The sequence below is a fragment of the Alistipes dispar genome, from assembly GCF_006542685.1.
Lineage (GTDB): Bacteria > Bacteroidota > Bacteroidia > Bacteroidales > Rikenellaceae > Alistipes > Alistipes dispar.
In genome coordinates this window covers 2,766,456-2,781,443 of record NZ_AP019736.1, presented here as the reverse complement: position 1 = coordinate 2,781,443, position 14,988 = coordinate 2,766,456, and the positions used below count along the sequence as shown (strand labels likewise).

The window sequence follows — 14,988 nt, the reverse complement described above, 5'->3', positions numbered from 1 at the left end:
CCTGGTTCCGGAATTTGCCTTTTCCGGCTGAAAAATCTATCTTTGCGGCTTTACAAGGTTAAGGTTAAGTCAGTCAATTATGTTAAGCAGGCACATCGCATCCAAGCTCCGGGGCTTCGAGACCCCGTTCTATCTCTACGACACGGCGCTGCTGCGCCAGACCCTCGAAAGCGTCGTTTACGAATCGAACAAATACGGCTACAAGGTCCACTACGCCATCAAGGCCAATTACGACGATCACCTGCTGGCGATCATCCGCGAGTACGGGCTGGGCATCGACTGCGCTTCGGGCAACGAGTTGCGCAAGGCCGTCGAGGCGGGTTTCGATCCCCGGGGAATCGTTTACGCCGGCGTGGGCAAGCGTGACAAGGAGCTGCGCTACGCCATCTCGCAGGGTATTCTGGCGATCAACTGCGAGTCGATCGAGGAGCTGGAGGTCGTGGATGCGCTCTCGGCGGAGGCGGGCGCCGTGACCGACGTCGCGCTGCGTATCAACCCGGACATCGACCCCCGCACGAACCACTGCATCGACACGGGACAGGCCGACAGCAAGTTCGGCATTTCGTACGAGGAGGTGCTCGAGCACGCCGCGCGGATCAAGTCCCTGACCCATGTGAACGTCGTCGGCGTCCATCTCCACATCGGTTCGCAGATCCGCGAACTGCATGTCTTCGAGAACATGTGCCGCAAGGTCAATGTGATCGTCCGCAACCTCGAGGGACTGGGTTTCTCGTTCCGCTTCGTGGACGTGGGCGGCGGCCTGGGCGTCAACTACGACGTACCGGAGAACGAGCCGATCCCCAACTTCGCTTCGCTGTTCTCCATCGTCCACAATCATCTCGACATCGGCGGCAAGGAGGTGCACTTCGAGTTCGGCCGTTCGATCGTGGCCGAATGCGGCGAGCTCATCACGCGCGTGCTGTTCAACAAAACCACCGCTACGGGGCGCAAACTGGCCATCGTGGACGCCTCGATGACCGAGCTGATCCGTCCGGCGCTCTACGGTTCGTACCACAACATCGAGAATATCACCTCCGAAGAGGAGACCTCGGACAAATACACCGTCGTCGGCACGGCCTGCGAATCGACGGACGTGTTCGACGAGAACGTGAGCCTGCGCAGAACGCGCCGCGGCGACCTGCTCTCGATCAAGTCGGCCGGAGCCTACGGCATGTCGATGGCTTCGCGCTATAACCTCCACGACCTGCCCGGCGCCGTTTACAGCGACGAGCTGTAGGCCATGTGGCTTTCGCTCGCCTTTCTGTCGGCCGCTCTGCTGGGGCTTTACGACGTCGCCAAGAAGAAGTCGCTCTCCGGCAACGCCGTGCTGCCGGTGCTGCTGCTCAACACGCTCTTCTCGTCGCTGCTGTTTCTGCCGGCGATTCTCTCCGCGGAGCTCGGTCTCGGATGGTTCGATTCGACGCCGCTGGCTGCCTCGCGGGGTACGGCCGAAGCTCATGCGCTGGTCGCGGTGAAGTCCGTCATCGTCCTCACTTCGTGGATTTTCGGATACTTCGGTATGAAGCATCTGCCCCTTACGATCGTGGGGCCGGTCAATGCCACACGCCCGGTGTTGGTGCTCGTCGGTGCGCTGGCCGTCTTCGGCGAGCGGCTCAACGGGTTCCAGTGGATCGGCGTGGCGCTGGCGCTGACGTCGCTCGTGCTCCTGAGCCGCTCGGGCCGCCGTGAAGGGGTCGATTTCCGGCACAACGTCTGGATTCTCTGCCTCGCGGCGGCGGCCGTGACGGGAGCTGCCAGCGGCCTGTACGACAAATACATCATGACGCGGCTCGATCCGGCCTTCGTGCAGAGCTGGTACAATCTCTATCAGTTGGGCATGATGGCCGTCGTCACGGCGCTGCTCTGGCTGCCGCGCCGCGCGGCTTCGCCTTTCCGCTGGAGCTGGGCCATTCCGCTGATTTCGGTCTTTCTCTCGGCTGCCGATTTCGCCTATTTCTGCGCCCTGCGCGAGCCGGACGCGATGATCTCGGTCGTCTCGATGGTCCGCCGCGGGTCGGTCGTCGTGTCGTTTCTCTGCGGAGCGCTGCTCTTCGGCGAGAGGAACCTGCGCGCGAAGGCCGTCGATCTGGGCTTCGTCCTTCTCGGCATGCTCTTCCTCTGGCTGGGGTCGCGGTAGCGAAAAAAGCCCCGCCGCGGCGCGTATTTTGCCGGAAAATGCCTATCTTTGTTCGATTTTAGCTAATTCACAAATTCAACGATATGAACATTTCGTATAATTGGCTCAAACGCTATCTTCCGACCGAGCTTCCGGCCGGGGAGATCGCCCGGATCCTGACCGACATCGGGCTGGAGGTCGAGGGCTTCGAGAAGATCGAGACCGTCCGCGGCGGCCTGCAAGGGGTCGTCGTGGCCGAGGTGCTGACCTGCACAGACCATCCCGATTCGGACCACCTGCACCTGACGACGGTGGACGTCGGCTCCGGAGAGCCGCTGCAGATCGTCTGCGGGGCGCCGAACTGCCGTGCCGGGCTGAAGGTGCTCTGCGCCACGGTGGGCGCGGTGCTCTATCCCGGCGGCGGGGAGGAGGAGTTCAAAATCAAGCGGTCGAAGATCCGCGGCGTCGAGTCGCTCGGCATGCTCTGCGCCGAGGACGAGCTGGGTATCGGCACGGCGCACGACGGCATCATGGAGCTGCCTTCCGACGCTCCGGTGGGCATGGCCGCCCGGGAATACCTGCATATCGAGGACGACTACCTGATTCAGATCGGACTGACGCCCAACCGCGTGGATGCGGCGTCGCATATCGGCGTGGCGCGCGACCTGGCGGCCTACCTCCGCAGCCGCGGCGAGCGGATCGAGGTGCAGTGGCCCGACGTCTCGGCCTTCGCTCCGGACAACCGCGACCTGCCGGTGAAGATCCGTGTCGAGAACACGGAGGCCGCGCCCCGCTATGCGGGCGTGACGGTCACGGGCTGCAAGATCGGCCCTTCGCCCGAGTGGATGCAGAACTGCCTGCGCGCCGCGGGCATCCATCCCAAGAATAACCTGGTGGACATCACCAATTTCGTGCTTTTCGAGCTGGGCCAGCCCCTGCACGCCTTCGACGCCGCGAAGATCGAGGGCCGCGAGGTCGTCGTCCGCACCTGCGCCGACGGCACGCCCTTCGTGACGCTCGACGGCGTGGAACGCAAACTCACGTCGCAGGACCTGATGATTTGTTCGGCCGAGCGCCCCATGTGCATCGCGGGCGTCTTCGGCGGGCTGGATTCGGGCATCGGCGACGGGACGACCGACGTCTTCATCGAGAGCGCTTATTTCAATCCCGTGTGGGTGCGCAAGACGGCCAAGCGCTTCGGGCTGAACACCGACTCCTCGTTCCGCTTCGAGCGCGGCGCGGATCCCAACCTGCAGGTCTATGCCGCCAAGCGCGCCGCGCTGCTGATGAAGGAACTGGCCGGCGGTACGATTTCGAGCGACGTCACGGACATCTACCCCGCCCCGATCGGCGATTTCGTCTTCGACGTCTCGCTGCGGCGGATCAACGCCCTGATCGGCAAGGAGATTCCCGAGGAGACGCTGCGGCGGATCATCGGCGCGCTCGAGGTGAAGATACTCGCCGAGAAGGGCGACGGGGAACTGACCGTGGCCGTGCCGCCCTACCGCGTGGACGTGCGGCGCGAGGCCGACCTGGTGGAGGAGATTCTCCGAATCTACGGCTACAACAACGTCGAGTTGCCCGCACACGTGCGTTCGACGCTCTCCTACGCTCCCCGTCCCGATAGGAACCGCCTGATGAATCTCGCGGCAGATTTCCTTTCGGCCAACGGCTTCACGGAGATCATGTCCAACTCGCTCACGAAGGGCGCCTACTACGAGGGGCTGACCTCCTGCCCCGCGGAGCGCTGCGTGCGCATCCTCAATCCGTTGAGCGCCGATCTGAACGTCATGCGGCAGACGCTGTTGTTCAACATGCTGGAGGCCGTGGCGCTGAACGTCAATCGCAAGAACGGCGACCTGAAACTCTATGAATTCGGCAACTGCTACTTCTACGACGAGGCGAAGCGCTCCGAAGCCGACCGGCTGGCGCCCTACTCCGAGGAGTACCGGCTGGCGATCGCCGTGACGGGGGTCTCCACGCCGCATTCGTGGAATACGAAACCCGGGAAGGCGTCGTTCTTCACCCTGCGCGCCGTGGCCGAGAAACTCCTGCGCCGCTTCGGCATCGACATCTATGCGCTGGAGACGGAGACGCTCGAAAGCGATCTCTTCTCCGAAGGGCTGACGATGGCGCTCAACGGCCGGGAGCTGCTCCGGATCGGCTCGGTGGCCCCGGCTATCCGCCGCCGGACGGACCTCAAGCAGGAGGTTTACTTTCTGGAGATGAATTTCGACGTCCTCGTGCGTTCGACCCGGAAACACCGCATCGTCGCCGCGGAGCTGTCGAAGTTCCCCGAGGTGAAGCGCGATCTGGCGCTGCTGATCGACAAACGGGTAACCTTCTCGGAGCTGCGCGACGCGGCCTTCGCCGCCGAACGCAAACTGCTGCGGAGCGTCTCGCTCTTCGACGTCTATGAGGGCGACAAGCTCCCCGAGGGCAAGAAGTCCTATGCGCTGAGTTTCGTGCTGGAGGACAAGACCCGCACGCTGGACGAGAAGACCATCGAGCGTGTCATGGGGAACCTCGTCCGGCAGTTCGAACAGCGCTGCGGCGCGCAGGTCCGGGCCTGACGCCGCGTGGCGGAAACGAAAAAGGCAGCGGCCGGATCACCCGGCCGCTGCCTTTTCGTTATGTGCGAATCTTCCTCCCGGGTGCGGGGTTACAGCACCGGCTTGATCTCCGGGGGCATCACCACGACGATCGGCGTGCCGTTGCCGTCCGAGGTGCAGACCAGTCGCACGGCCTTCACGGGCCGTTCGGGGCGCAGCAGGATGGCGCCTTCGTCGAGCTCCCCGGCGCGTTCGAACGTCCGGCCGTCGTACGACACCTCGGCATACCCGGTCACGAACTGCATCTTCGTCAGGTGCGAATAACCCGTGCGGAGCAGCATCTCGCGGCAGGAAACCGGTTCGTCGAAGGTATAGAGCACCCAATCCCCCTTACGTCCGGTGCGGCTCGTGTAGGCGTAGCCTTTGTAGGTGTCCACGTTCGAATAGGGGAACTTCGCACTCTCGCGGATCGAGGAGGTGAGCGTCACGGCGGGCCGGATCGTGCGGTAGCGGGAATCGTGGGCCGCATAGGGACTGCGTCCCGTCCCCCGCTCCGAGCGGAAACGGTAGCGGTGCGGCTCGGAGGTCTCCACCGGGGCCGTGTAGTCGGACTCCTCGTCCGGACGGTCATCGCGCACGACGCGGATGCGCGAGCCGTCGTCGGTCGCCGCCGTCAGCATCCCGTCGGCGTAGCGTACCTGCGGCGGAGTCAGACGGAAGCGGATGCCCATGGCTGTCATGCGGGGATAGTGTTCCTCGCGCAGCTCCTTATAGTATGCGTCCCACCCCTCGTCGTTGCCGCTCCAGGCGATCCGTGCCAGCGCGCAGACCCGCGGGAAGAGCATGTAGTCGAGGTAGTCGGGCTTCTCCGGCTCGTGCGCCACGTAGAGCTCGCTGAAAAAAGCCCCCTGCAAACCCTCGACGCGGCGCATCTGCGCGGCGGAGAATCCGGCTTCGGCGAAGTCGAACGAATAGACCTTCCGGGCGTCGAAGATCGCCGCCCACTGGTGGCCCGGCTCGTTCGGCGACTGCCGCATGTCGAAATAGAAATACTCGCCCGGCATCACGACGGTCCGGTAGCCTTTGGCCGTGGCATCGAGGCACGCCTTCGTGCTCTCCCAGCCGTTCACGCGGCAGTCGTGCGAAAAGGCGCCCGTGCGCACGGCTTCGTTCCAGACGGCGGGCCGCTTGCCGTGCTCGCGCAGGATATCCGCGAGCCGCTCCAGGAAGAGGTCCTCCAGCCGGTGCGGGTCGTCCGTTCCCATCCGGGCCATGAGCGCCCGGCAGTCCGGGCAGCGCTTCCACTGCGACATGTCCACCTCGTCGCCGCCGATATGGATGTATTCCGACGGGAAGAGCCCGCAGATTTCGCCCAGAATATCCCCGAGCAGCTCGTAGTTCTCCTCGCGCGCCACGCACCAGGCGTTGCGGTAGTCGTATCCGGCGGTGGCTGCCGTGTCGGCGGCGTAGGCGCAGCGGATTTCGGGATGCACCGTCCCGACCGTGCGGCTGTGCCCCGGGAGGTCGATCTCGGGGATCACCTCGATGTTGCGGACGGCGGCATAGCGGACGATGTCGCGCATCTCCTCCTGCGTGTAGTAGCCGCCGTAACGTTCGAACCATTTGCCGTAGATGGCCTTCACGGGCGAATCGCCGCCGCGGAATCCGCCGACCTCGGCCAGTTCGGGGTGGGAACGGATCTCGATGCGCCATCCTTCGTCGTCCGTGAGATGAAGATGCAGTTTGTTGATATTGTGGTATGAAAGCAGGTCTATATAACGCTTTACCGCATCCGCATCCATCCACGTCCGGGCCACGTCGAGCATCATTCCGCGGAATGCGAAGCGCGGGGCGTCATGCGTTTCCGCACAGGCGATCACGGTCCCTTCGGGCAGGCCGCGCTTCCCGTAGATTGCGGGCGGCAGCAGCCGGAAGAGCGCCTGCACGCCGTTGAAGGCCCCGCCGTAGTCGCCGCTGCGGACGACGATGTGGTCGGGGGCGATTTCGAGACGGTATCCTTCGGCCGGGATGTCGCCGGAAGCGTCGAGCACGAGTGCCACGGTGCCGTCGCCCGAGTGGTCCTGCCGCACCGGGCAGCGGAGGTATTCCGCGGCATAATCCGCTATCGGACGCAAGGCCTCGTCGGCCGTGAGCGTCGTGCGGGAATCGAACGGGAAGACCCCTTCGCGGAAGGTCGTGCGCCCCGGGCCGGGCTGTGCGGAGACGGAAACGGCGCAAAGCAGCGCCAGCGCCAGAGAGAGTCGTTTCATCGGCAGGTAGAATTTTTGTACGACGCAAAGATATGTTTTTTCGGCCGATTTGTTATCTTTGCCTTGCTAAATCGAATCGGATTCATGGAAGACAAACGTTTGGAAGCCACGGCACGCCTGCTGGAGGTGATGAACACGCTCCGCCGCGAATGTCCGTGGGACCGGGAACAGACTTTCGACTCGCTACGCAGCAACACGATCGAGGAGACCTACGAACTGGCCGATGCCATCACGGCGCACAATATGGAGGGAATCAAGGAGGAGCTGGGCGACTTGCTGCTGCATGTGGTTTTCTATTCGAAGCTGGGCGAGGAACAGGGCGCGTTCGATTTCGGGAATGTGGCCAATGCCTTGTGCGACAAGCTGATCTATCGCCATCCGCACGTTTACGGCGACATCCACGCCAATACGCCCGACGAGGTGAAGGAGAACTGGGAGGCGCTCAAGCTGCGCAAGAAGAACCGCAAGAGCGGCACGCTCGGCGGCGTTCCCCGCTCGCTTCCGGCGCTGGTGAAGGCGTTCCGCGTGGGCGAGAAGGCCGCCGGGGCAGGGTTCGACTGGCAGCGCAAAGAGGATGTCTGGGCGAAGGTGAAGGAGGAGATCGCCGAGGTCGAGGCGGAGATGCGCGCGGGCCGCAGGGAGGAGCTCGAAGGAGAGTTCGGGGACCTGTTCTTCGCCCTCGTGAATGCCGCACGGCTCTACGGCGTGGATCCCGAATCGGCGCTGGCACGCACGAACGAGAAATTCATCCGTCGCTTCAATTATATGGAGGAACAGGCTGCCGCACAGGGAAGTTCGCTGCACGACCTCTCGCTCGACCAGATGGAGGCTCTGTGGCAGGAAGCCAAAAAAGAAGAATAAAAAACGCGAAGAGTATGCACCTGTCGCGGACGGAATTGAAACGCTCGCTGTCGTATGCCCTGGCGTGCCTGTTGCTGGCAGCCTGCGGCGGCGCAGGGGTGCAGCATTCTGCCGCATCACCGGATCCGGAGCTGCTGCCCGAAGGTGCGGTCGCATTCCGTTACCACCGGGGACACCTCTATTTCGATGCGACGGTCTGCGATTCGATCCCGGCGCGTCTGGTCTTCGATACGGGTGCGACGGGGCTCTATGTCGATTCGCTGTGGCTCGCGCGCTCCGGCGTTGCGCCCGGGCGTGCAGCCCGGGGTGTGATCGGCGGTACGGGAGTCTCGGTCGCGTCGATGCGCATACTGCTGGAGAAACTCGCATTCGCCATCGACACATTGTGCCGGGAGAGTGAGATGACGCCTGTCCTTGCCCTGAAGGAGGTGCTGGGACGCCAGTCCGACGGTATTTTCGGGCAGCGTTTTCTGGCGCAGTCGTGCGTGGAGTTCAATCTCCGGCGCGGTTACATGCGGGCCGTGTCGCCCGATACGCTCGCCGCTGCCGGCTTCGCCTGCGTGGCGGTGGAAAAACGTGATGACCGCATTTACTTTCCCGCCTGCGTGCGGTTCGATGCCGGGCATGCGCCCGAGGGGCTGCGTCCGGGCGACGTGGTCGTGGAATGGGACGGCGAGCCGGTCGGCGGGATGCGGATCGACAGTGCCGTGACAGCCCCCGGACGCCACCGCATGGCGGCGCTGCGAGGCGGTGTACGTACGGAATATACATTTGAAACCAAAGAGATATTATAATTATGGCATTGATCAGAGAAGTGCGGGGACATACCCCCGTGATCGGAGAAAATACGTTTCTGGCCGAGACGGCCGTGATCCTGGGCGACGTGACGATCGGGCGCGACTGTTCGATCTGGTACAACGCCGTCCTGCGGGGCGACGTGAACAAGATCGTCATCGGCGACCGCACGAACATTCAGGACGGCGCGGTGCTCCACACCATCTACGACAAGGCGAAGCATCCGTCGCAGACGATCATCGGCAACGACGTCTCGGTGGGCCACAACGCCGTGGTGCACGGCGCGCGCATCGGCGACAACTGTCTGATCGGCATGGGCGCCATTCTGCTCGACAACGCCGTCATCCCGTCGGGCTGCATCATCGCCGCCGGGGCGCTGGTGCTCTCCAATGCACAACTGGAACCCGACTCGCTTTACGCGGGCGTTCCGGCCAAGCGGATCCGGGCGGTGACCCCCGAGCAGCGCGAGGAGATCGTGCTCCGCACGGCACGCGACTACATGCACTACGCCTCGTGGTTCCGGGACGGAGCGGCCGAAGGCGAACCGGAGAAATAACCCCTTCCCATGCGGCTGCAATCCCGATATTCCGACGTCGTGCTGAACCTGCTGGTTGCCGTGGCGATCAGCCTGGTGGTCAATTTCTCGTACCTGCTCCTGCTGCTCGTCGAGCAGAGCAGCGAGGCGCCGCCGCGTTCCGCCGGCGAGCAGATCGCCGAACGGCGCGACGCGGGTACGCTTTTCGTGCATCCCGACGGATACGGGTATCTGATCTACGCCAACGGCGACAGCGTCTATACCCCCTCGCGGCGTATGCGCTGGCTGGGGCTCGAGGCGGGCGACCGGATCGTGGCCGATCTGATGCCGCCCCGCAACGCCGAAGGACATCCCGTGCTGGAGCGGGTGCGGACGCTCAACGATGCGGAATATGATTACAGTGCCCTCTACAACCGCACTTCGCGGTGGACGGAGCTGCTGCTGCAACTGGTCTTCTACCTCATCATGTCGTTCGTGATGCTCTCGATCCTCACCTCGTCGCGCCGGAACTATTCGATGGCCCGCTACGTGCGCCGCTGCCTGTGGTGCATCGCCGCGGCCGTTGGGCTATACTGCGTGGCTCCCGTCACGGAATGGCATTCCGGGCGGATCGTGATGAACTTCATGGGCGGCCGCATGTTCGACTACATGCTGCTGCTCAAATGTTCGTTCGCCGTGGTCGTCTCGCTGCTGTACAGTCGCATCTACGTGCTCATCTCGCAGCGGCAGGCCGTCGTCGTGGAGAACGAGCGGCTCAAGAACGAGAATCTCACCACGCGCTACAATCTGCTCGTCGGGCAGATCAACCCCCATTTCTTCTTCAACTCGCTCAACTCGCTGGCGATGCTCGTGCGCGAGCGGCAGGACGACAAGGCGCTCGTTTACATCGACCAGCTCTCCTACACGTTCCGCTACATCATCCAGAACGGCCAGAGCACGCTCATGACGCTCGGCGAGGAACTCAAATTCGCCGAGGCGTACAGTTACTTGTTCAAGATCCGCTATGCCGACAAACTCTTCTTCGACATCGCGGTCGATGCGCGCTACTTCGACTGGCGGCTGCCGGCGCTCTCGCTCCAGCCGCTGATCGGCAACGCCGTCAAACACAACACCATCACGCGCAGCAATCCGCTCCATGTCTCGATCCGCGTGGAGAACGGCATACTGGAGGTCTCGAATCCCCGGCGTCCCAAGCTCGAACCCGAGCCCTCGACCGGTATCGGACTGGAGAACCTGCGCAACCGCTGGCAGCTTATCACGGGGCGTGACATCGCCATTCTCTCGACGGAGGAACGGTTCACCGTGCGGCTGCCGCTGCTCAATCCCGACAAGCCATGATGAAGGCGCTGCTTATCGAAGACGAGACCGCCGCCGCGCGGAACCTCGCCGCCGTGCTGCGGGAGGTGGCCCCCGGCGTGCAGATCGTGGCGACGCTCGAAAGCGTCGCCGAAAGCATCGAGTGGCTGCGTTCCAATCCCCAGCCCGACCTGCTGTTCATGGACATCCACCTGGCGGACGGCGATTCCTTCCGCATCTTCGGCGCCGTGGAGGTCACCGCTCCGGTCATCTTCACCACGGCCTACGACCGCTATGCGCTCGAGGCGTTCAAGGTCAGCAGCATCGACTACCTGCTCAAACCGATCAATGCCGACGACGTGCGGCGTGCGCTGGAGAAGCTGCGGAGGCTCACCTCGGGCGAACGGCTCGACTACGGCTCCCGCGTGCGGAGTCTCGCCGCGCAGCGGCAGGAAGAGGTCTTTCTGGTCCGCGTGCGCGACCGGATCATTCCCCTACAGCGCGACCGGATCGCCTACTGCTACACTTCGAACGAGAAGGTCACGGCCTGCGATTTCGACGGGGAGACCTACCCGCTCGACAAGACCCTCGAAGCGTTGCAGGCCTTGCTTCCCGAGCGCGATTTCTTCCGCGCCAACCGGCAGTTCATCGTGGCGCGCCGCGCCGTGAAGGAGATCGCCGTGTGGTTCGGCAGCCGTCTGACGCTCCATCTTACGGTCGATACCCCCGAGCGGATCGTCATTTCCAAAGCCCGCGTTCCCGAATTCAAGACATGGCTGCGGGCGGTTCACCCTGCCGAATAGGCGGTTCGGCCCGTCCTTTTGCCGTTACGCCCGGAGTCCGCTCCGGGTTTTCGTGTTTGGCGTTACCTTTGTACCGACGATTCCCCGGAACGGTTTTCGACAACCGGGAATGTTTAACCAAAATTCGGAAAAGATGAAAAAGACGATTTTTGCAGCCTTCGCCGCCCTCTGCATGGCGGCAGGTACGAGCGCCTTCGCGCAGCCGCAGCGTATGGAACGGGGGCCGGAAGCGGGCGAACGCCCCTCCGTCGAGCAGATGGCCCGCGAGATGACGGACCGCATGGCCGAACGCCTAAAGCTCACGGAAAAACAGTCCGAACAGGTCTATGCCGCGACGCTCGAGCAGTTGCAGACGATGGAGGCCCATCGCGAGGCGATGCGCAAGGCGCGGGCGGAGCAGGCCGAGAAGATGAAGTCGATCCTTTCGACCGAGCAGTTCATGGAGTGGTCCAAGATGCAGGGCCCGCATCCCGGAGCCCGCCGCGGTCCGCAGATGATGCGCAAGGCGCCCGAAGGCGCTCCCGCATGCCGGGAGGGCGCATGCTGCGACAGACCCTGTCCCCGTGAGAAGATGAAGGGAAAGAAGTGATACCGGATTTTCGGCGGCTTGTTGCAGCCGGGGCGCCGGTCGGTCGATTGGCGCCCTTTTTTTGCCGTTTCGCCTCTCTGTCGAACCGCCGTTGCGGGAAATGAATTAACTTCGCGCGTGCAAACAAGTGTTATTAAATAAAATGAAAAACGTACTACTGACTACCCTGCTGGCGCTCTTCGCGGCGGCGGCCTCCGCACAGACCGGGGCCGTCACGGGACGGATCGTGGATGCCGACACCGGAGAGAGCGTGGTCGGCGCGGTCCTGACCGTGACACCGGCCAGGAATCCGGAGAAGAAACAGTATCTCACCTCCGCCTACGAGGGATCGGTGTCGATTCCGTCGCTCTCCTACGGGGAGTACGGACTGTCGGTATCGTTCCTCGGCTACAACACCCTCGATACGACCTTCCGCGTCGCGTCGCCGAAGGTGTCGCTCGGCGTGCTGAAGCTCAAGCCGGGCGTGCAGATCGAGACCGTGGTCAAGGAGGTCAAGGCCATGCGCACCTCGCAGAAGGGCGACACGGTGAGCTATAATGCCGGGGCCTTCAAGGTGACCACCGACGCCGACGTCGAGGGCCTGCTGAAGAAGATGCCGGGCATCACCGTCACGGACGGCACGGTGGAGGCCCAGGGCGAGGAGATCAAGAAAATCTTCGTGGACGGCAAGGAGTTCTTCGGCGAGGACGTGACGACGGCCATCAAGTCGCTGCCGGCCGAGGCCGTCGAGCGCGTGGAGGTTTACAACAAGCTCTCCGACGCGGCCGAGTTCTCGGGCATGGACGACGGCGAGGGGTACAAGGCCCTCAATATCGTGACCAAGCCCGGCATGCGTCAGGGACAGTTCGGAAAACTCTACGCCGGATACGGTTATGACGCCGACACGAAGACCGAGTCGCAGCACAAGTACATCGCCGGCGGCAACGTCAATATCTTCTCGGGCGACAGCCGCGTGTCGGTGATCGGGTTGTTCAACAACGTCAATCAGCAGAACTTCTCGTTCGAGGACATTCTCGGCGTCACGGGCGGTTCGGGCGGACGCCGCGGCGGCGTGGGCCAGTACATGATGCGGCCCCAGAGCGGTGTGGCGAAGGTTAATGCGGTCGGACTGAACTATTCCGATACGTGGGGCAAACGCGACCAGCTTTCGTTCCAGGGCAGCTATTTCTTCAACAACACCAATACCACGAACCGTTCGACGACGCAGAAGTGGTACGAGGCCCCGATGGCCGTCGATACCCTCTCGACGACGGGCTACTCCGACACGAAGGGCTTCAACCACCGGTTCAACGCCCGTCTGGAGTGGAAAATATCCGAGAACCAGAACCTGATGGTCCGGCCGAACTTCAGCTACCAGTCCAACGATCCGTGGAGTACGACGCAGGGCTGGCAGTACGGCGAGAGCGGATACAGCCGCACGGACAACTTCAACGACGGCCTCCGCAGCGGATACAGCCTCGGGACATTCGCCGTTTACCGCGCCAAACTGGGCAAGGACGGCCGGACGATCACGCTCAACGGCAGTTTCCGCTATTCGGACAGCGAGAACAACGCCACTTCCTACTCCAACCAACTGGGCAGCCTTCCCGACCGCCCTGTCACCGATCCCGCGACCGGCGTATGGATTCCGGACGATTACGTGCAGTTGCGCTACCTGCGCGATATGGCGCCTTCGCGCAGCCATACCCTGCGCGGCGAGTTCACCTACACGGAACCGGTGGCCAAATACGCGCAGGTGAGCTTCCAGTACCGCGCCACCTACGACCATCAGGAGCGCGACAAGCGCTCCTACGAAACGGGCAGCGACTTCTCGATCGCCGGACTGACGCCCGATCCGCAGTTGTCGAACGCCTACGAGAGCAACTTCACCACGCATCGCTTCGGTCCGGGATTCCGCTATTCGAAGGAGCGCAACACGTTCATCGCGAACGTTTACTACCAGCGCTCGTTGCTCGACGGCATGGTGACGCAGAACGGTTCGGAGAAGATCCGCCACAACTACAACGACGTGACCTACTTCATGATGGGCCAGCTCAACATCAATCGTGAGAACTCGCTGCGGCTGTTCGTCTCTTCCTATACGGACAATCCGGAGGTGACCAACCTGCAGAGCGTCTACGACATATCGGATGCACAGAACATTTCGCACGGTAATCCGGGGCTCAAACCCTTCTACTCGCACCGCGTCAATTTCCACTACGTCAATTCGAACGTCGAGAAGGGCCGGACGTTCATGTGGATGTTCTCGTTCCAGAGCACGTCGGATTACATCGCCACGCATACGGTGCAGAATCCCTCGATCGAAATAGACGGTCAGCGTTATACGCCCAACTTCTATTCCATGCCGGTCAATCTCGACGGCAGCCGGAGCCTGATGACCCACTTGAGCTACGGCTTCCCGATCGGGTTCCTCAAGTCGAACTTCAACGTCATGGCGGGCATCGTTTACAGCAAGACCCCGAGCATGTTGGGCGGTACGGTGGATGCGGCGACGGGAATGATTTCGGGCGGCGAGCGCAACGACGCGAGCAATATGGGATACGACTTCCGTGCCGTGCTGGGCAGCAACATCTCCGAGAACGTCGATTTCACGCTGGCGTGGAACGGTACGTACAACGAGGCGACCAACTCGCTCGATGCCTCCGATTCGAAAAACCGCTACTTCAGCCATACGGCGCAGGGGGATCTGAAGGTGGTCTTCCCGCTCGGCTTCACGCTTACGGCGAGTGCGGCCTACACGCAGTATATCGGCTTTACGAACGATTACGACAGCCACTACACGCTCTGCAACGTTTACGTCGGCAAGAAAGTCTTCCGCAACCGGCGCGGCGAGATCATGGTCGGCGTGAACGACATGTTCAATCAGAACAAGGCATTCGCCCGCACGACGGGTTCGGGATGGACGCAGAACGCCACGAACAGCGTGATCGGCCGCTATTATATGGTGCAGTTTACCTACAATCTGCGCCGCTTCGGCAAGAAAGGCTCCACGAATATCAAGGATTACGACGGCATGGAGCACCTGGAAGGCCGCCGTCGGATGGGGCCCGGCGGCCCGGGAGGTCCTCCTCCGTTCCGTCCGCGGTAACTTTCAGGATCGGCGGAACGCTTCGCATGCGCACCGGCCGGACCTCCTTCCGCAGACAGCCTTTCAGACCGCCGACCGTATGG

The 14,988-nt window shown here is 62.8% G+C and carries 11 protein-coding genes; 10 read left to right on the top strand and 1 reads right to left on the bottom strand.

Annotated elements, in window-relative coordinates; all coding sequences use genetic code 11:
• The first annotated feature begins 79 nt into the window (after positions 1–79).
• The 3 genes from lysA to pheT all read left to right on the top strand — a co-directional run bounded on the left by lysA (position 80) and on the right by pheT (position 4,689).
• Entirely contained in the window at positions 80–1,237 is a 1,158-nt protein-coding gene (gene lysA, locus FME97_RS11575) for a diaminopimelate decarboxylase (RefSeq protein ID WP_141429775.1), read from the top strand.
• Positions 1,238–1,240: 3 nt separating this feature from the next.
• Positions 1,241–2,137 carry a DMT family transporter gene (locus tag FME97_RS11570; RefSeq protein ID WP_141429774.1) on the top strand — a complete coding sequence of 299 codons (897 nt, stop codon included), beginning with the start codon at positions 1,241–1,243 and terminating at the stop codon, positions 2,135–2,137.
• Positions 2,138–2,220: 83 nt separating this feature from the next.
• Positions 2,221–4,689 carry a phenylalanine--tRNA ligase subunit beta gene (gene pheT, locus FME97_RS11565; protein WP_141429773.1) on the top strand — a complete coding sequence of 823 codons (2,469 nt, stop codon included), beginning with the start codon at positions 2,221–2,223 and terminating at the stop codon, positions 4,687–4,689.
• A gap of 89 nt (positions 4,690–4,778) precedes the next feature.
• Here the strand turns inward: pheT and FME97_RS11560 are convergent, their stop codons facing one another.
• Complete coding sequence (locus FME97_RS11560; RefSeq protein ID WP_141429772.1) at positions 4,779–6,938, bottom strand: beta-N-acetylhexosaminidase; 2,160 nt, start codon at positions 6,936–6,938, stop codon at positions 4,779–4,781.
• A gap of 84 nt (positions 6,939–7,022) precedes the next feature.
• Here FME97_RS11560 and mazG point away from each other — a divergent pair, with 84 nt between their 5' ends.
• From mazG to FME97_RS11520, 7 genes are all read left to right on the top strand, one after another.
• Complete coding sequence (gene mazG / locus FME97_RS11555) at positions 7,023–7,799, top strand: nucleoside triphosphate pyrophosphohydrolase (protein ID WP_141429771.1); 777 nt, start codon at positions 7,023–7,025, stop codon at positions 7,797–7,799.
• Between the two features lie 14 nt (positions 7,800–7,813).
• Positions 7,814–8,593, top strand: coding sequence for a hypothetical protein (locus FME97_RS11550; RefSeq protein ID WP_141429770.1), 780 nt, complete (start codon positions 7,814–7,816; stop codon positions 8,591–8,593).
• A 2-nt stretch (positions 8,594–8,595) separates the two neighbouring features.
• Positions 8,596–9,150 (top strand): gamma carbonic anhydrase family protein, encoded by a 555-nt coding sequence (locus tag FME97_RS11545; RefSeq protein WP_141429769.1) that lies wholly within the window; start codon positions 8,596–8,598, stop codon positions 9,148–9,150.
• Between the two features lie 9 nt (positions 9,151–9,159).
• On the top strand, positions 9,160–10,467 hold the full coding sequence (locus FME97_RS11540; protein WP_141429768.1) for a histidine kinase: 1,308 nt from the start codon (positions 9,160–9,162) through the stop codon (positions 10,465–10,467).
• Complete coding sequence (locus tag FME97_RS11535) at positions 10,467–11,228, top strand: LytR/AlgR family response regulator transcription factor (RefSeq protein WP_141430036.1); 762 nt, start codon at positions 10,467–10,469, stop codon at positions 11,226–11,228. Before FME97_RS11540 ends, FME97_RS11535 begins: the two co-directional genes overlap by 1 nt.
• Positions 11,229–11,361: 133 nt before the next feature.
• Positions 11,362–11,817: a DUF4890 domain-containing protein gene (locus FME97_RS11525; protein WP_162502087.1), complete on the top strand. Its 456-nt coding sequence runs from the start codon at positions 11,362–11,364 to the stop codon at positions 11,815–11,817.
• A gap of 142 nt (positions 11,818–11,959) precedes the next feature.
• Positions 11,960–14,905, top strand: coding sequence for a TonB-dependent receptor (locus tag FME97_RS11520; RefSeq protein ID WP_141429765.1), 2,946 nt, complete (start codon positions 11,960–11,962; stop codon positions 14,903–14,905).
• Positions 14,906–14,988 lie beyond the last annotated feature (83 nt).